The following is a 17,716-nucleotide window of genomic DNA, read 5'->3' as shown; positions in this document are numbered from 1 at the left end:
GGACTTCCAAGTTATGGAACGGCTGCGTCGTCGTGTGGATGATATTGTTCAGGATAAGGCGACAGCTGAAATGTTGAAGCCCTATTACCGCTATCAGTGCAAGCGACCTACATCTAACGATCACTATTACGAGACCTTCAATCGCGACAACGTGACTTTGATCGATGTGTCTCGCTCCCAGGGGGTAGAGCAATTAACCGAAAATGGATTTATCGCAAACGGTGAGGAATACGAGGTCGACTGTATTATTTTTGCCAGTGGCTACGAAGTCACCAGCGATCTGGAAAGACGCTGGGGCTTTGATACCTTTACCGGTCGGGATGGTTTATCCATGTACGACAACTGGCGGGGAGGATACCGTACCTTCCAGGGCGTTATGACGCACGGTTTTCCTAATCTGTACGTCATCGGTTTGAATCAGGGGGGGCTCAATTCTACTTTGACTCTTAACTTTGAAGAACAAGCCAAGCATATCAGTTATATCATTCAGTCGACTCTGTCTCAAGGAGCTACAACGGTTGAGCCTACCCGTGCAGCGCAAGATGATTATGTGCAACACATTCGGGACACCGAAATTGATCGCACAGAATGGATTCGCGAATGTACACCGGGGTATTTCAATAACGAGGGACAACCGGATGTGGACGAACAAGGTAACGAAAAATACCGTTTCTATCTGGGTGAAATCTACGGACCGGGTTGGGACGCATTTATACAGCTTTTGGAAGACTGGCGCAGTACCGGTGATATGACTGGGCTGACATTGAATGGAAGCGACAACTGTTTATCAACTGCGGTCGCTGAAGACGCTGAAACCGTCTAGCCCATATGGATAACGTCATAATAATGATCGACTTGTAGAGAGTATGCTATGAATAAGCCTGAAAAAATAAATGAACATTTGGATCTGATTGATTCTGTAGATTTATCCAAGCCTTTAACGTTCCCGACCGAGGCCTACACTTCAAAGGACTATGCTGAGGCAGAAGCAGATCGCCTATGGGCCAAGGTTTGGCAGCATGCCGGGCGGGTGGAAGAGATTCCTAACATCAACGATTTCATGACTTATGAAATCGGTCTTGATTCGATTTTGATTGTTCGCACGGGTGAAGATTCAATCAAAGCCTATCACAATGTTTGTCCACACCGTGGTCGCCGTCTGGTACCCGTTGCCAAAGATAGCAATGGTGCTCGTGGGAATCGTCAACGTTTCGTGTGTGGTTATCACGGTTGGACTTTTGATGGTGATGGCAAGAATACCTACATTCTGGACAAGGATGACTGGCAGGGAGCCTTGACGGATTCGCGCACTTGTTTGACAGAAGTGAGGGTGGATACCTGGGGCGGATGGGTTTGGATCAATATGGATCCGGATTGTGTACCGCTGCGTGAATATCTGGAGCCGGCAGCGGGTATGTTGGATCCTTTCCAGTTTGAAAAAATGCGTTACCGTTTTCGTCAGTGGGTCGTTTTTGATTGCAACTGGAAAGTCGCGCTGGAAGCCTTTATGGAACCCTATCATGTGGCGGCCACTCACCCGCAATTAACCAAGTACGGTGACTTTTACGCCTGGAGTAAAGCTCAGGGACTTCATGGAAATGACGGTTACGATACGCCAGATCAAAGCGCTGAGGATTCCGCGGCGAGCACCACAGTTTTTCGTACCGGCAAGGGGCCCGATGCACGAGCAATGATGGGGCAAATGCAAAAAGAGTTCTGGGAAACCGTAGGTGCCAGTACTACACAGGTGATGGTGGATGCGGCTGCAAGATTGGTGGATGAATTACCAGAAGGTACACCCTCCGATGAAGTGCATCACCACTGGCTGGAATCCTGCAAGCGGGATTATGCGGCGATGGGGGTCGAATGGCCGGATATCCGTGAAGAGCAAATGGCCGAAGCTGGTTTGGCTTGGCATCTCTTTCCCAATATGGGTATTTTGCAAGGGCCAGTATTTGCGCTGTACTACCGCACTCGTCCTTATGGCAATGATCCTAATAAGTGCATTTACGAAGCGGTGGCGATTGAGCGTTTTCCTAAAGGTGAAGCGCCCGATACCGAGTGGGTTTATGCTGACGCTACCGAGGAGAACTGGCGCAGAGTCATTGCCCAGGATTTTTCCAATATGGAATTGGTGCAGCAGGGTCTTCAATCACGGGGCTTTCGCGGGAACTTACCGAACCCTCATCAGGAGAACAAAGTCACCAATTTTCACTTGAATCTGGCTCGTTATATGGGAACAGGTGCACCCCAACCACTGGACGACTAATGTCCTTCTCCCCTGGCACAAACTTTGAAAAGTTAGAACGGTTTGTGCGAGGGGACAATGGTTTGGGATATAGAATCGCGATTGGATTAATCGCGATTTTGCACGGTGGCAGCAATTTGTCGGATAGGGCCGTGCAACATGGCCTTTACCTCGTCGCTGGCATTGATACGTTCCAAAGCTTTGTCAAAACATAGAACCCATTGATCTCGCTCTTCAGGGCCAATGGAATAGGCCGCGTGGGGATCTGTCAGACAGACAGTGCCGTGTTTCTCATGATACCGCGGTGGACCGCCCATCCAGCCAGTCAGGTAATCACTCAGCTTATCTCTGATACTGTTTAAATCTTTGCCGTGCATATGACGAATGGGTGCTGCTTCAGGCAGTTCATCCATCACATCATAAAATGCGTGGGCCAGGTCTTTGATACCCTGCTCACCGAGTAATTGGTATGGGGTTTGGGAGGTCGACATATTACATCTCTCGTTGTACTTACAGCTCTGTTTTTACTTACTACTTTGGTTTTTCTTACTACTTTGTTCGTTATTATAAAAGTCTAGCCAAGTGATTGTCCTGTGAATTCTCATAATGTGTTTTAAAAATTATAGTTAAAAAGGAATCCTGAAAACGGTTAGTGTCGTGTAACCTCGGTAATGTTCGATCAGACAAGCTGACTTTAGCAATGGCCAATATGAACCAATCAAGCTCCTGTATTCGATGGGGCAAACGTGAGCCATAATCCTGGTTAAGAGTTCATCAGTAACCCTTTCAACTATGCTGTACCCCCTAATCAGGGGTATCTGGCGACAAATAGTGGGTTAAATGCTGTTTTCAATGGTTGTATAATCAACAGTGATGATTACCCTGTTGCGAATCTTTATTCAGCAGGTAACAATGCTGCTAGTCTACCCGGCCGCCTGTACAGGAACCGGTGGAAATATTGGTTTGGTATTCGGTTGCATGGCGGCCAATTACTTACTAGCAACAGAGACAGAGAATACTGACACTGCGGAAGCTTACAGCACCGCGGTGACATTCAATGACATAAAAAAGTGCCCATTATGACAACTACTATTGCCTTACCAGACTACGAGACGCTGGTACTTGAACGTCAGGATCGTGTTCTGACCATCACAATGAATCGCCCTGAATTGATGAATGCCGTCAATTTAAAATTGCATGAAGAGCTGGCAGAAGTTTTTTACTTTGCAGCAAAAGATACAGAATCCGATGTGGTTGTATTTACCGGTGCTGGTCGCGCATTCTCCGCCGGCGGTGATCTTGATCATATCCTGAGTAATGCGGCCAACCCGGACTTGTTTGATGAAGAAGTACGGTTGGCGAAGCGAATTGTGTTCTCCATGCTCGATTTGGATAAACCCTTAGTCTGCCGAATGAACGGTCATGCCGTAGGCTTGGGTGCAACACTGGCGCTGTTTTGTGATGTGATTTTTGCTGCCGATACCGCGAAAATTGGCGATCCTCACGTGGCTGTGGGTTTGGTTGCCGGTGACGGCGGTGCGATCATCTGGCCGCAACTGATTGGTTTGGCCCGCGCCAAAGAATATTTGCTGACGGGTGAACTGTTGTCCGCTCCAAAAGCAGCAGAAATCGGTTTGATCAATCACTGTGTTCCGGCAGACCAACTGGACGAAGCCGTTGCGGCTTTCTGCGATCGTGTGCAAAAAGGCTCTCGTAACGCAGTGCGCTGGACTAAGGTTCTGCTCAATCAGGAACTTAATCGTGTTACACACAGCTTGCTGGATACCGGTCTGGCTTATGAAGCGGTTAGCATTCGCTCGGAAGATCATAAGAATGCCGTGAAAGCCATGCAGGCCAGGGCGGCTGAAAAGAAGTAGACCGCTGTCAAGGCTCGTCCGGTCGTACTTTATAATTGGTACTTTACACTTTTTATACGTTAAGTATTAGCCGCGGCAAGAATCAAAGCATTAAACTCTGAAGTTAAGACGTTAGGTATTAAACTTACAGCCCCGCGGAGTTGATTCGGCGGGGCTGTATTTTTAGAGCCTAGTTAAATACTCGTTTATATCACGTTATAAAGGCATTTATGAGACTCGATCGAATTTATCCTGGCTGGTCAGTATTAACGGGCTCTTTTATCTGTGCCGCACTCGCTATTGGCTTCACCTCTTATATCTACGGAATGTTTACGTTACCGGTTACTGAAGAGCTGGGTATCACTCGGTCAACGTTTAATAATGGGATGATCGGTTTGATTATTGGTGGCGCAATTGCTTCGCCGATTATCGGCAAGCTTTTGGATCACTTCCGTACACGTTGGATTATGGTTTTTTGCGCTTTGGCTTATGGTGGCGCACTGATGACGGTCTCCCGCATCGACTCACTTTGGTTGATGCTGTTACTGCTCACTTCATTGTTACCTTTCAGTACAGCCGGTTGTGGTGTGCTAGGTGCAAACACGGTAGTCGTGCGATGGTTTCGAAATAATCGCGGGAAGGCCCTAGGTGTACTCTCACTGAGCACGTCAGTGGGTGGTTTTGTTGCACAGCCATTGACAGCGTTGTTGATTGAAGCCTTTGGGTGGCGTGATGCCCTGTTTTTAATTGGTCTTGGGCCCATGCTAATTTTTCTTTTTGTTGCCTTCTTTATTGTACGCGATCGCCCGAGTGAGACGACACGGGGCTATGAAAAAGAGTTTGGTCATGTGTCTGCGACTGGCGACAATGATGCAGCGACTTCATTCAAGGAAGATAGGCTGTGGACAACACGCGAAATTATTTGTAACCGGAACTTTTGGTTTGTATCTATAGGGCTTGGTTTACTGTTCGGTATCGATCAGGCAGTATTGTTGTCGCAGGTACCTTATTTTCAGGATGCCGGGTATGAGTTAACGCTGGTTTCAATGTTGGTTGCGGTTAAGGCCATTTCGGCTGTTGGCGGTAAGTTAATCGTAGGTTATTTAGCCGACAAGGTTGATCTTAGATATGTGTTCGCCTGTGTGGCAGGTTGTAATGCCTTACTGTTATGCGTTTATGTCCTCCAGCCGTCGCTGTGGGTGTTGTTTGTTGCTGTGACTTTTCTTGGTATTGCTGTAGGTGGGGTGTTCCCAGCCTGGAGTACCATTATGGCCTGGTTATTTGGGTCTCGTAGCTATGGAACAGTGATGGGGTTGATGGCCGTTATTATGCAGCCGTTCGCTATGATCGCCATGCGTTTTATCGGTCAGGTTCATGATCAAACAGGGACGTATATTCCAGCGTTTATAACCTTTATTGTGTTAGATATTGTGTCCATTGCTCTGATTTTTATGGTGAGGGAAAACCCGAGTGATAACTCAAGTGAGAATTCACAAGAGCCTATAGATCAAAAACAAAATACCCCTGCTTAAGAGAATATCAAGATTGATACCGCATTCATTCTGAATGCGGTATCAAAATCGATTACTTTATATTCATGCAGTTTGCGTAGTAAGTGGTCGTCGCGGGCCAATCAGAAAAAACACCGATCACGCCAACCTCTCTCGCTAATACATCCAGCACTTTCATGGTGTCGCCATCATTATTAATGGCTGCGGCGATGCTGTGGTGATACCAGCCACCACCGTCCTTCAAAGGTCCGTCGCGCTCCAGCGACCAGGTAATAATTTCAAGTCCTGCATTTTGAGCCGCTTTGGCATAGGCAGAGGGTATAATGTTGCCCAGTGCATCGAGGTCTAACAGCATCCAAATAGGTGGAGCAATAATTTTTACACCGGCAGCCACCAGTTCGCCCATAGAAGGTGTCCAGGTGGCTGGGTTGGTGTGATCAAAACCGGGAAGGCTGTCGCGGCCATCGAGTAATACAGCTTGTTCACCGAAGCGAGGCTCCTGACTGATCCAGTAAAAGACATCTTCTGGATTAAAGGATTGGGGATACACATTCTTTGGGTGGACACGCATCTCCTTGTACTCGTCGATCATCTGCTGTGCATAATCTTGCTGGGTGTAAGTACCCTGCCACGGCATGGCGACGCTGGGTGCTTTCAGTTCTGGGGTCATTTTGACGCCGAGTTGAGTGAACAACGCAATACTTTCTTTGTGGGTCAATAAGGTTCCCGGTTCATTGTAGAGATCAGTACGCCAACTGGGGGTACCGCCCATGTACTCCTCGACAGTTTGTGCCCCAGGATCGAAGGCATCCATCTTGCCTTTCAGCGTCTTGAACTCTGCAACCGTAATATCACTGGTACAGCACTGCGCCTGTGCAGGATGAACAAGGTTGCCGTCAGTGTCGTAAACGGCGGGAGTAAAGTTAGTGGTGCATTTTTGAGCCAATGGGGTGGTCAGGATATTTGTTGTGGTGTGTAGATCACACTGAGAGTGGCGGCAAACCAACGCTCGATCACTGGTGAAAGTCACGTCACATTCGACTATACCGGCACCCATTTTCGCCGCGGCTTCATAGGATTCCCGGGTGTGTTCGGGGAATTGCATGGCGGCTCCACGATGCCCAATGGAAAAGTCGGTTTTATGGAATGGGCCTTTTTCACAACGGCTGAGTTTACGTTTTAACGCACCTTCATCCATATCCTGAACGAGGAAGAAAGGGCGGGGTCCCAACTGTACAGAATTCCGCTCGTGCTTCTTCTTTCCTGCGCTGTAGGAATGATGATTTTTTGAATCGCGATCAGCTTGTACACAAGCCGTGGCCAGCAATAGTGTGGTTAATGCTAACAAGGAATGAAACGTCATGCGCATCCTGAAAACCTCCTGTTAAAGTCAGTGATAATAAAGCGTGTCGAATGGAACACTGACTCACATTACTCCGAGCCTGTGACAGACTGGCGGGACAACGATAATGATCCGATAAAATATTTTTTAAATGCGGTATTGAGTGACAAATTAGTGTGAGAGAGCTCACGAATCTGGTTATTCTGTCCATGAAGATCTATATAGATTGATAGATATACATACATGTTACTCGATAGAGCTTCCCATAATCGTTAATAACTAGTAACAAGTTTCACCCAAAGCAAGTTTCTTAACAGGCAAGGCCTGATCTCCTGGTGTTGAATCTGTCGTGCGCGGTCAAGGTCTGTTTAACAGGTAACTGATCATGCCCAGTGTTATTGATCCCTCTATTTTCACGGTACAACCCGACCCTCCCGATCTCCGGGATTGCTATTACACGCCAAGTCTCCGTCCTCTTCGCCCTTTCCTGGACCCGCCCGCTACTCTGTCTATTTTGCATCAGGGAGACGAAGGGGCTTGTACAGGATTTGGGCTGGCGGCAACCATCAATATTCTTTATCGCAGTCAGGGAGAAGAATTTCGTGTCAGTTCCAGAATGCTCTACGAAATGGCTAAGCGTTATGATGAGTGGGTTGGCGCAGATTACGAGGGCTCCAGTTGTCGGGGTGCTATTAAAGGCTGGAAGAATACGGGTGTGTGTCTGGAGCATTTAGCCCCTTATGACGCGGGCGATGACTCATTTACGGTGACACCGGAAGTTACGGAAGATGCTCGAAAAAGAACCGTGGGTGCGTACTATCGACTGCATCCGACGGTCTCGGATTTTCATGCGGCGCTGCTTGAGTGTGGTGTGGTTTATGTTTCCGCCAATATTCATAACGGCTGGTTTAAACCAGTAGATACCGATGATGGCAAAACAATCCCGCTCCGTAATGACTCGCAAGGGGGGCATGCTTTTGCATTGGTTGGTTATAACCGTAAAGGCTTCTGGGTACAAAATTCCTGGGGTGATGATTGGGGGCAGGGTGGGTTGGCTTTATGGCTCTATGAAGATTGGGCTGTCAATGTGATGGATGCGTGGGTTGTGCAGTTGGCTTTGCCGACTCCGCAGATATTTGATTTGGGATTGATTGCGGGGACTCATTCCAGTGCCAATCAGCCCGCTGAGTCCGCCTCACCACCGCGTGTGGCGATAGAAGAGCACTTTGTTCACCTGGATGATGGAAGCTATCACAACGGCGGCCGCTACTGGAGTAATCCCGAGCACATGACCATCGTGCAGGAAGCCATTCGCCGTGAAAAGCCCAAGCATCTGTTGTTGTATGCCCATGGAGGGCTTAATTCGATAAAAGCGTCGGCACAACGAATTGCAGAAATGAAACCGGTCTTTTTGGCCAATGGTATTTATCCATTTCACTTTATGTACGATACCGGTCTTTTAGAAGAGCTGAAGGACATTATCCTGCGCAAGGAAGACGACGCAAAAGTGCGCAGCGGCGGTTTTCGAGACTGGTTTGACCGGCGTATAGAGAACTTAACGGAAAAGGTGGGGCGAGCATTATGGCGAGAGATGAAACAAGGAGCGAAATCTCCCTTTTCTCGAGCGCAAAGTGATGGCAGTGATGTGCTTGAGCGCTTAAGTGAAGTTGTTCATGAATCGGACGGCAATATCAAGGTCCATGTGGCTGGACATTCGACCGGTGCGATTTTGCACGCCCATCTGTTGACTCGTCTTGAAAAACAGTCGCCGAATCTTGAGGTTGCTACTTGTTCCCTGTTAGCTCCGGCAGCGACGATTTCTTTGTTTGAAGACCTGTATCGTCCTTTACTGAAGCGTAAATTTATTCAGGAAATGGCCATTTACAATCTGAATGAACGATTGGAGTTGGACGATACCGTAGCCAAGGTCTACGGCAAATCATTGCTGTATCTGGTGTCGAGAGCGTTTGAAGACGACACGCCCGAAGCCATTCTCGGTATGGAAAAATATCGTCAGCAACTGGATCTTGCAGGTTTACCGGTGACAACAGTGATCAGTGATGGTCAAAATAACAAACGAAGTCGGTCAATTTCTCATGGTGGATTTGATAATGACCCCTATACTTTGAACGATATGCTCAAACGACTATTGGGGCACAAGCCGAAACGGTTTTTTACCTGATTACATGATGGTGGAGCAAACTCAGGTATACTCTGTCTAATCTGAATCTCATACATTTAGGGTAACGACCTGATCTACGGCTAAACTATGGCATCAACTCCATCGTCAAAAGCGATACTCAAATTCTTTTTCAAAAACGGGGCTTCCTCTGCACTCTTTAGCTGGTTGAATTTTAGACTGTATGTGGGGCGTAAAAAGCTAAAACTGGAAGCCTCCGAATCCTCAGCCAGCGCTAAGAACGCTCAAGAGCGTAAACCCGCGTCAACACCTGATTATTTGGATCAATGGGAACAGCAATCCACTGACCATAAGGTTTTAACGACACCCGCACGCTGGTTTTTCCCTGTCCTTTCCATGGCAGTTATTTTGGTCGGATTTGGGGCCATGGCGGGTGTATTGAATTATACGGTTCATCGCCCTGTTAACATTTGGGTACCTTTGGCGCTGTTCGCGTTTATTCCGTTTGCGCTTACAGTGATCAGTGCTTATTTATCACTCACGACTTCACCTAATCAGATAGAGCACGGGCACCCGTGGCTAATCTTGCTGGTGAACAAGTTGCAGTTGCGACAATTTCTACCCTATAAAAGTGTGCTGCTACCGTGGTTGTTGTGGAAGACGCAAATGTTTGCATTGCTGTTTTCCGTTTCTGGGTTGTTATCGTTTTTTATCCTCGCTACGTTTCAGGATTATCAATTTGGCTGGTCGTCCACCTTAATCTCAGACAATGCCACTATGGTAAATATCATGAAGGCTGTCTCCTGGCCGTGGCACTGGTATTTTGAAACACCTTCTGAAGAACTCATTAACATCAGTCGTTTTAGTGCCGACAATCTCCCGTCTTCCAGTTTGGGTGAAAGCTGGTGGTTAACACTGGTTATGGCCATCGTGTGTTATGGGATTTTGCCGCGGGGTTTACTAGCGCTGCTTCTGCGTCAACGTTTTGTGAGTACTTTAAAGAGAAACATTATCAACAGCGGTGACGTCGAGCAGTTTGTGGCCGCACAGCATTACCAAACCAGTGTTAACCCTTTGGATTTCGAGGGGGAAATGGAAGCTCCCGAAGAAATCCATGTACAGCAAGCAGATGCCGACATTATCACCTGGCAACAGCCAGATATTCATCATGGAATCGTTAAAAACCTGGGGTCGTCCAGTTCGACGGAAGATGATGAGTGGTTAAACTCAGAAGCCTGTACACGTGATAAGCCAGTGTTAGTTCTGGTCGATCCATTACAAATACCCACTGGCGAGTTGGCTGATTGTATTGAGCTTATTCAACAACACAACTCATCCGTGACTCTGGTGTTGTTTTCGAAGGACGAAGCACTGGAGAAAAACAATGAGCCTCGTTATGTTCAACAGCTCAAGTCCTGGCAATATTTTTCGCAGCGTCACCAAATTCCCATGAAAAGGGGACGCTAAGCGGTGAAATTTATGAATACTGAAGCACCCGTATTTGCGGTTGTCGGCCATCCTAATAAAGGCAAGTCGAGTATCGTGTCGACTTTGACACGTCAGGATGCGGTTAAGATATCTGAAATTTCTGGTACGACAACTTCATCTCAAACTTTTGATTTAAGTATTGATGGCGTTACGCAATATACCCTGGTGGATACTCCGGGTTTTCAGCGACCCCGTCAGGTAATGTCCTGGTTACAGCAGCATTCGCCCAACGCGGCGGAGCGTAAACAAACGGTTCAGAGTTTTATTGATCAGCAACGGCATCAGGAAACGACTAAGTACCACGATGAAATAGAGCTATTGCAGCCTATTCTGGACGGTGCAGGCATTATTTACGTCGTGGATGGGTCTTTACCTTATACGTCAGAATTTGAAGCGGAGATGACCGTTCTGCAATGGACAGGGCAGCCCCGGATGGCGCTGATCAATCCCATTGGGGGTGAGGCGTATGTAGAGGAATGGAAGAATGCGTTGAGTCAGTATTTCAGCGTTGTGCGCGTATTTGACCCGTTGACTGCTGATTATCAGAAACAGTTTTCAGTACTGTCAGCTTTTTCTGAACTCTACGAACCGTGGCGCGGATCGATTGAGTCGACCATTGATCAGTTAACGCACTATGTGACACGGTTGGAAGAACAGGGGGCATGGACGGTGGCTGAGCATCTGGTACAAATGCTCACTCAGGAAAGTGAAATCAAAGTCCCTCAACAATTTACCCAGTCGTTATTGCAGGAGCAGCTGAAAAAAGATTATCAAAACGTTCTCCGGTCGATTGAGAGCGAAATGCAGGATCAGTTAAAGGCACTATTTTCTCACCCGGAAATGCGTACACAGACACAACAGTTGACTGCAGACTATCCAGATTTGTTCGATGACAGCCAATGGTACCTTTACGGTCTTGACCGACGGAAGATTATTGCGCTGTCCGCCTCTGCGGGCGCAGCAGCGGGTATGGTGATCGATATCGGTGTTGGCGGTGCCTCTTTAATGGCAGGCGCTGTCAGTGGCGGTTTACTCTCTGGTCTTGCATCCGTCGCAGCGACCTGGAAACCCGAAAAGCTTAATATTAAAGGTGTGCCACTGGCGGGTAAAACCTTAACCGCAGGGCCGGTAAAAGAGTTGACGTTTGCATTTGTACTACTGGGGCGGGCAATAGATTTTCTGTCGTTGATTCGCACCCGCACACATGCCGATCGCTCTGTCGCTCAGTTGGCGGATAGTCGATTGACTGATCGTCTCGATCAGCTGCCGAAATCTGATCAGGTGCAACTGACTCGTTTGTTGCTAAAAGCGCACAAGGGTCTGAATGAGAAAGAGCTGTTACGGTTAAGAGACTGGATAATGCAGCTGTGCGGATGGACATGACGTACGCGTTCATTTACTTTTGATACAACATGCGTTGCTCTCCTCGAGAAACCGCATAAAACCAATGAAAATCAGAGGCGAAATAATGATTAGATTGTGTGCGTTGATGTTGAGCATTATCGTGACCTTCGGTTGCTCAGAAGAGGCGGAACATCCTGAGGCTCCCGCGAAGCCTGTGGAGAACGTGACGATGAAAACAGATAATACCCTGATGCGCGTTATTACCGGGGAAGTCTGGTATCGCGAGCGTATGGCTTTGCCACCAGGAACTAAAGTGAGAGTCGTCTTGGAAGATCAGTCCAAAATGGACGCGCCTGCCGAAACCATAACGGAGTACACCCACGTTGTGGATGGTTCTGGTCCATACACTTATCGTTTGGTCTACAACCCTTCGGCGATTAAAGAGAGGATGCGCTATGGGCTGCGAGCAAGAATTGAGAAAGATGGGGCGTTGATGTTCACCAGTACGGGGTATATTGACCCCTTTGCGGTCGAGCCTGGAACAAACATTAAGATTATGGTGACCCGGGTGCAGCAGGCAGAAGCAGAATAAATCCCTGCAGGGTGGCGTCTTTATCCCGAATCCGGTTTGATTGGCAATTTAGCGATTGGCTTCTAAGCTTTAAGTGAGTTTATCACTGCGAGGTGACTATTATGATCTATCGCGACCGGACATTTGATGGAGAACGCGTTGTTCTGCATGGAAATTTTTTCAACGACTGTACTTTTAAAAACTGCGAGTTGGTTTACGATGGCGACCCATCCCCGACTTTTTATAACAACCAGTTTATTGATTCCGTTTTCGTCTTTACCGGACCTGCCTTAAGAACACTTTACTTTTTGGGAAATATTTACCGTGCTGGCGAAGGCGGTCAGGAAGTGGTAGAGAAGACTTTTGGTGACATTAAAGCCGGTCGGATTCACGGTGCGGAAGCCACTACCATAACCCCCCATACTGGCGATCACAGCTTGTCGGATAATCGCAACAATATTCCCAACAGAATGGCCCCTTATGCTCCGGGACAATAGGGCTAATAGTTAAAAGGCCACAGGCGACACTTCTGTGCTCAAAGGTGTCGTCCTGTGGCCTAGCGATAACCCCCGCCTTCTCCGCTCCATCCTTTATCGATCACTTCAACCGTCTGTTTGTCTTCTTCGGTAATTCGTGTTTTCTTCCAGCTGCCACGGGCAAACCAGCAAACGGAGATAATGGCAATCAACACATTGGTTACCGGGAACGACCACCACAACCCATCAGCGCCCAGTGTCGTATGTTTGGACAAGATGTACGCTAACGGGAACTGAATCATCCACTGTGATATTAGCGCGATCACCATGGCGTTCATCATATTTCCGGATGCCCGGAACGCAGAAACGATGCATAACTGAATGCCAATGCCACCCCATGAGAGACACATAATACGGATGAAATGCGCCCCTTCACGAATGACATCGGCGTCGTTAGGGACAAAGAACGCGACGATGTGCGGTGCAAAGACATAGGCAATGACACCAACCAGAGTCAGCGCGCCAAAACCGTACAGTGTACCCAGATGCGTGATACGGGCTGCCCGTTCAATCTTGCCTGCTCCAATGTTTTGCCCCACCAGAGTGGATACCGCCATCGACAGACCCATCGCAGGAATGGTGATTACCTGTAAAACATTGGCACCAATACCATAGGCGGCCATGGTGAGAGTGCCAAAGGTCGCAATCAAAAATGTCATCAACATCAGGCCCAACCCCCGTGTAGAGAGTTCGACCGAGCATGGGAAACCCAGGAAAAAAGCTTTCTTAATGTACGGAAAGTCCGGTTTGAATTCTCGCCATTTGAGTTGAATACCGTGTTGCCCACGCAGAAATACAACCAGGCCAATAATCGCTGCAAGACTTTGCGTGGCGAGTGTAGCCAGAGCAGCGCCTTTGACACCCAACCCCTCAAAAGGGCCATAACCGAAGATAAACAAAGGATCGAGGATAAAATTTAATAGAACCGTCCCAAAGACGATGTACAGCGGGATTTTCGTTTCACCGACGCCCCGCATCAATGACTGGAACATCGCAAAGATGAACACAAAGATAACCCCGACGAAAGAGATCCGCATAAAGCCCAGTGCGCCCTCATAGACTTCTGGAGTAACGCCGACCAATACCAGTAAGTATGGCGACAGAAACACACCCAGCGCACCCAAAAGAATTGAAGTGAAGGTCACCATCATCAGCGTTTGCGCCGCTACATGGTTCACCATATCTTGCCTGCCGGCACCGATGTACTGTGCTGTTAGCGTCGTACCTGCGACGGATAAGCCGGCGCCCATTGCGATCACAAGGAAAGTCACAGGCATTGTGATGGAAACGGCGGCAACAGCCGCGGCACCTAACCGTCCTACCCAAAATGCATCGGTTAATTGGTAACCTGCCTGGAGTATGTTTGCCAGGATAATGGGCACGGCAAGTGTGAACAAAGCGCGGGGAATGGATCCGTTTAGGAATAGCCCCTGACGGCTCGAAGCCATATTGTTTCCTTTGTATCAACAGATCGGGTATTCAGTGCAAAGATGCACGCCATTCTAGCAAAAGTTGCGCACCTCGGTCAGAGATGTGCAGAAATCAGAAACAGTTGTGAGAGGTAGAGGTCGGAACAGGCCACACAGAGATTGGCGCTGTCTGGAATTGTTATTAAAAGTGATTGAGTCTATATTGTACACCAGTGGTGATTAGTTGTCAGTGAGAGGTTTGTTCTCGTCATTAACCTGTGTGCGTAATGACCTCTGTGGGTAATGAGAAGCCCCTGTATAAGACGCTTGTCTAAGAAAATAATAATGTAATTAGGAGTACATCGCAGTGGCAAAAGTTTTTTCGGGTTGGTGGCAAGTTGTGGTAGCTCTGGTTATACAGGGTGTGAGCGCCGCCAGTATCTTTACCGGCTACAGTGTTGTGGTGGCCCCGTTCAAGCTCGAATTTGGTCCCAGCAATATGGTGCTGATGCTGGGTATGACGTTGACTTCACTTATTTCCGGTCTGTTAAGTCCATCGATCGGTGCAGCATTGGATCGCTTTTCCATTCGCAAGATGATGCTGGTGGGTGTTGGACTGGTTATGTTGGGTTTTTGCCTGATGTCTGTGTCTACTTCTATGTTTCAGGTGCTGCTTGTCTACGGCGTGTTTATGTCTGTGGGCAGCCTCTTACTGGGCCCCATCGCTACATCGGCATTGCTTGCACGATGGTTTACTCGCCGACGTGGTCTGGCGATGGGCATTGCGGCCTGTGGCTCAGCTGTGGGAGGTTTGCTGTTACCACCGCTGTTGCAAATTATGATCGATTCCTTTGAGTGGCGTATTGCCCTGCGGATTTTCAGCGTCGTTATTTTTATACTTACTGTGCCGTTAATTGTCTTTCTGGTGGTTGATCGACCTACCCCTGAACAGCACAGCCAGGATGCGATTGCAGGTTCCCATGGCAGTGTTGCCACAGAGCCACAGGAAATACCCGGTAGTGTGTTTAAAGATCGCAACTTTTGGTACATCGCTCTGGTAATCGGCAGCTTGTTTTGTGGCCCGATGGCGTTGATGAGCAATATGATGCCGTTTGCACTGGGAAGGGGCGTTGATGCTGTTAACGCTGCGTTTTTAATTTCCATATATTCGGGAGCAGGTCTCGCTGGAAAGTTAATTTGTGCGTCTGTGGTAGATCGTATCAACCAGCGTTTGGGGTTGGGAGTGATTTTGTGTCTGGTGATCGTCGGTATGATGGGCTTTATACAGGCAAACAGTTATTCGCTGTTGTCAGTTGCCTGTTTGATTGTCGGTATGGCCTCGGGAACCGCTTCTTTATTTTGGAGCGTCATTTTGGCTCAAGTGTACGGCCCTAACAAAGTTGGCCAGATGATGGGCAAAATGAATTTGGTCATTATGCCGTTGACTCTACTGTCGCCACCGCTGTTTGGTTGGGTTTCCGATATCACAGGCAGTTACGTCAATGCCTTCATCGGTTACATTGGATTGCTAGTATTAGCATTGATGTTGCTGACGCAAATGCAGTTGGGTCAGTCACAAGCCAGTCGTTTACAGACGGCCAGTGAATGATGTTTTGATGTATGAGTCGGGTATTGGTCGTGCAGCATAACCGATCTTTCGGGTTATGCTGCACGTGAGCCGTAGCGAACTAAGACTCGGACAAATAACGAGTGCCCGTCATGGTTTCCGATACAGTCCACAGCTGCTTGGCGAGTTGAGTATCCTTGGCCACTTTGTTGATTTTTGCCTTGGCCGGTTTTCCTCCAATCTCTAAAAAGCCTCCGGGCCCATAGTAATCACCACCCTGAACACTTTCACCATCCGCTGCCAGAATAATCGGGCGTGCCGCATCGGCAGCAGAAGGAATAAATTTCTCCATCTTCTTATGGAACCACTTGCTGAAGGCACTGGCGTTGTCTTTGTTGAGTGCAGGACTGTTTTGATGGATGTTGGTGTTGGCAAAACCGGGATGTGCTGCCAGTGCAATGGTCTTGCTACCGGATTGCTGCAGGCGTCGATTGAGCTCCAGAGTGTGGTTCATCATGGCAACCTTACCGTTGCCGTAGGCTTTCCACTGATCGTACTCGGACACCTCCCAGTTAAGGTTGTCGATGTTCAGTTTACCCATACGGTGGGCCAGGCTACTGACGTTGACAATGCGCGTTGTTGCGTCTTTTCTGAAGTAGGGTAACAGTAAGCCTGTCAGACTGAATGCTCCCAAATAGTTGGTCGCTAACTGCATTTCGTGACCGGCTTCATTGCGGGTCAGTGGAATGGCAACAATACCGGCATTATTAATCAGTACGTCAAGCTCGCCGACTTGCTCAATAAATTCAGTCGCGAATGCCTGCACAGAGTTAAGATCCGAGACATCCAGTCGGATGATCTGGAGGTTGGCGTTGGGTATTTCCTGTTCAATTTGAGCTTTAGCGGCTGAGGCCTTATCCAGACTGCGACAAGCCATAATGACCTTGGCGCCCTGACGGGCAAAATGCATTGTTGCCTGAAAGCCAATCCCTGCATTGGCGCCAGTGATTACTACAGTTTTTTGTGTCACGATAGCTACTCTACTTATTGTGTACGCTTTAATGGTGTTTTGTTGTTTTAAGCTGGTTTAGATTATCTGTTGACCATCAGTGATGTTCAATATAAAAGTGTATCAGAACATAGACTACAAAAGTCATCGTTACCTTGTGAGTCAAATTTAATCTGTCAGGAGAACAAATAGTGGCTATATCAGTGATTTGTGTCGGGTTGTTGGGTTTTTTGTGTATCGCGCTCAGTTTTAATGTCTCTATGGCGCGCAAAGACAGCGGGCAAGTCTATGGTTTTGAAACCGATCCGGCGAGCCGTATGTACAAAGCTCAGCGGGCACATGGGAACTGTATTGAAAATGCGCCTATCCTTGCGGTGATGATTTACGTCTTGGGTCAAGCGCCTCAACCTTACTGGGTGTTGGTGATCATGATTTTGGCAACCTTTTTCCGTTACCTGGCTGCAGCAGGTTTAGTGTTTCCGGCTACCATGGCGAAACCCAATCTCATGCGTTTTGTGGGCGCATTAGGGACATACATTACCGGTTTTATTCTGGCAATTATGACCGTAATCCTGGGTGTTAATGCTTTGAATGCGATGTAACCAGAGCCGGTAATGGTGTAGGTAGAAATAAGGTATGCAGTAAAAATAGAGTATGCAGTAGATATCAGCGGAATAGGTTGTTCATAATAAAAA

General features: G+C 47.9%; 14 protein-coding genes and 1 pseudogene. 11 read left to right on the top strand and 4 right to left on the bottom strand.

Going from position 1 to position 17,716, the window contains the following annotated elements:
- Positions 1-823: pseudogene (locus ACTG33_RS05605) on the top strand (hypothetical protein); the annotation flags it as partial.
- A gap of 48 nt (positions 824-871) precedes the next feature.
- Positions 872-2,269, top strand: coding sequence for an aromatic ring-hydroxylating oxygenase subunit alpha (locus ACTG33_RS05600; RefSeq protein WP_439134212.1), 1,398 nt, complete (start codon positions 872-874; stop codon positions 2,267-2,269).
- An 86-nt stretch (positions 2,270-2,355) separates the two neighbouring features.
- Here the strand turns inward: ACTG33_RS05600 and ACTG33_RS05595 are convergent, their stop codons facing one another.
- The gene (locus ACTG33_RS05595) at positions 2,356-2,739 is read right to left on the bottom strand and encodes a group II truncated hemoglobin (protein WP_439134211.1); all 384 of its coding nucleotides are present in this window, start codon (positions 2,737-2,739) and stop codon (positions 2,356-2,358) included.
- Between the two features lie 588 nt (positions 2,740-3,327).
- Between ACTG33_RS05595 and ACTG33_RS05590 the strand changes: the two genes are divergently transcribed.
- Positions 3,328-4,125: an enoyl-CoA hydratase/isomerase family protein gene (locus ACTG33_RS05590; protein WP_439134210.1), complete on the top strand. Its 798-nt coding sequence runs from the start codon at positions 3,328-3,330 to the stop codon at positions 4,123-4,125.
- Between the two features lie 209 nt (positions 4,126-4,334).
- Positions 4,335-5,636: an MFS transporter gene (locus tag ACTG33_RS05585; RefSeq protein WP_439134209.1), complete on the top strand. Its 1,302-nt coding sequence runs from the start codon at positions 4,335-4,337 to the stop codon at positions 5,634-5,636.
- A 52-nt stretch (positions 5,637-5,688) separates the two neighbouring features.
- On the opposite strand, the gene ACTG33_RS05580 is transcribed toward ACTG33_RS05585, so the two are convergent.
- Positions 5,689-6,978 (bottom strand): glycerophosphodiester phosphodiesterase family protein, encoded by a 1,290-nt coding sequence (locus ACTG33_RS05580; protein ID WP_439134208.1) that lies wholly within the window; start codon positions 6,976-6,978, stop codon positions 5,689-5,691.
- Positions 6,979-7,342: 364 nt separating this feature from the next.
- Here ACTG33_RS05580 and ACTG33_RS05575 point away from each other — a divergent pair, with 364 nt between their 5' ends.
- From ACTG33_RS05575 to ACTG33_RS05555, 5 genes are all read left to right on the top strand, one after another.
- Positions 7,343-9,139, top strand: coding sequence for a C1 family peptidase (locus ACTG33_RS05575; protein ID WP_439134207.1), 1,797 nt, complete (start codon positions 7,343-7,345; stop codon positions 9,137-9,139).
- An 87-nt stretch (positions 9,140-9,226) separates the two neighbouring features.
- On the top strand, positions 9,227-10,564 hold the full coding sequence (locus ACTG33_RS05570; protein ID WP_439134206.1) for a DUF2868 domain-containing protein: 1,338 nt from the start codon (positions 9,227-9,229) through the stop codon (positions 10,562-10,564).
- Positions 10,565-10,576: 12 nt separating this feature from the next.
- On the top strand, positions 10,577-11,968 hold the full coding sequence (locus ACTG33_RS05565; protein ID WP_439134205.1) for a DUF3482 domain-containing protein: 1,392 nt from the start codon (positions 10,577-10,579) through the stop codon (positions 11,966-11,968).
- An 85-nt stretch (positions 11,969-12,053) separates the two neighbouring features.
- Positions 12,054-12,521 (top strand): YbaY family lipoprotein, encoded by a 468-nt coding sequence (locus tag ACTG33_RS05560; protein WP_439134204.1) that lies wholly within the window; start codon positions 12,054-12,056, stop codon positions 12,519-12,521.
- 101 nt (positions 12,522-12,622) lie between these two features.
- Positions 12,623-12,997, top strand: a complete 375-nt coding sequence (locus ACTG33_RS05555; protein WP_439134203.1) for a hypothetical protein — start codon at positions 12,623-12,625, stop codon at positions 12,995-12,997.
- Positions 12,998-13,056: 59 nt separating this feature from the next.
- Here ACTG33_RS05555 and ACTG33_RS05550 read toward each other — a convergent pair whose 3' ends face one another.
- Complete coding sequence (locus ACTG33_RS05550) at positions 13,057-14,484, bottom strand: MATE family efflux transporter (RefSeq protein ID WP_439134202.1); 1,428 nt, start codon at positions 14,482-14,484, stop codon at positions 13,057-13,059.
- A 328-nt stretch (positions 14,485-14,812) separates the two neighbouring features.
- Between ACTG33_RS05550 and ACTG33_RS05545 the strand changes: the two genes are divergently transcribed.
- A complete protein-coding gene (locus tag ACTG33_RS05545; protein WP_439134201.1) occupies positions 14,813-16,054 on the top strand; it encodes an MFS transporter in 1,242 nt (413 codons plus the stop codon).
- A 79-nt stretch (positions 16,055-16,133) separates the two neighbouring features.
- On the opposite strand, the gene ACTG33_RS05540 is transcribed toward ACTG33_RS05545, so the two are convergent.
- Positions 16,134-17,060 (bottom strand): oxidoreductase, encoded by a 927-nt coding sequence (locus tag ACTG33_RS05540; RefSeq protein ID WP_439134213.1) that lies wholly within the window; start codon positions 17,058-17,060, stop codon positions 16,134-16,136.
- A gap of 152 nt (positions 17,061-17,212) precedes the next feature.
- Between ACTG33_RS05540 and ACTG33_RS05535 the strand changes: the two genes are divergently transcribed.
- Positions 17,213-17,623 carry an MAPEG family protein gene (locus ACTG33_RS05535; protein ID WP_439134200.1) on the top strand — a complete coding sequence of 137 codons (411 nt, stop codon included), beginning with the start codon at positions 17,213-17,215 and terminating at the stop codon, positions 17,621-17,623.
- The last annotated feature ends 93 nt before the right edge of the window (positions 17,624-17,716 follow it).

This window comes from Pseudomaricurvus sp., from assembly GCF_965662505.1.
Lineage (GTDB): Bacteria > Pseudomonadota > Gammaproteobacteria > Pseudomonadales > Cellvibrionaceae > Pseudomaricurvus.
The sequence above is the reverse complement of the archived record's forward strand: the minus strand, read 5'-3'. Positions and strand labels throughout refer to the sequence as shown.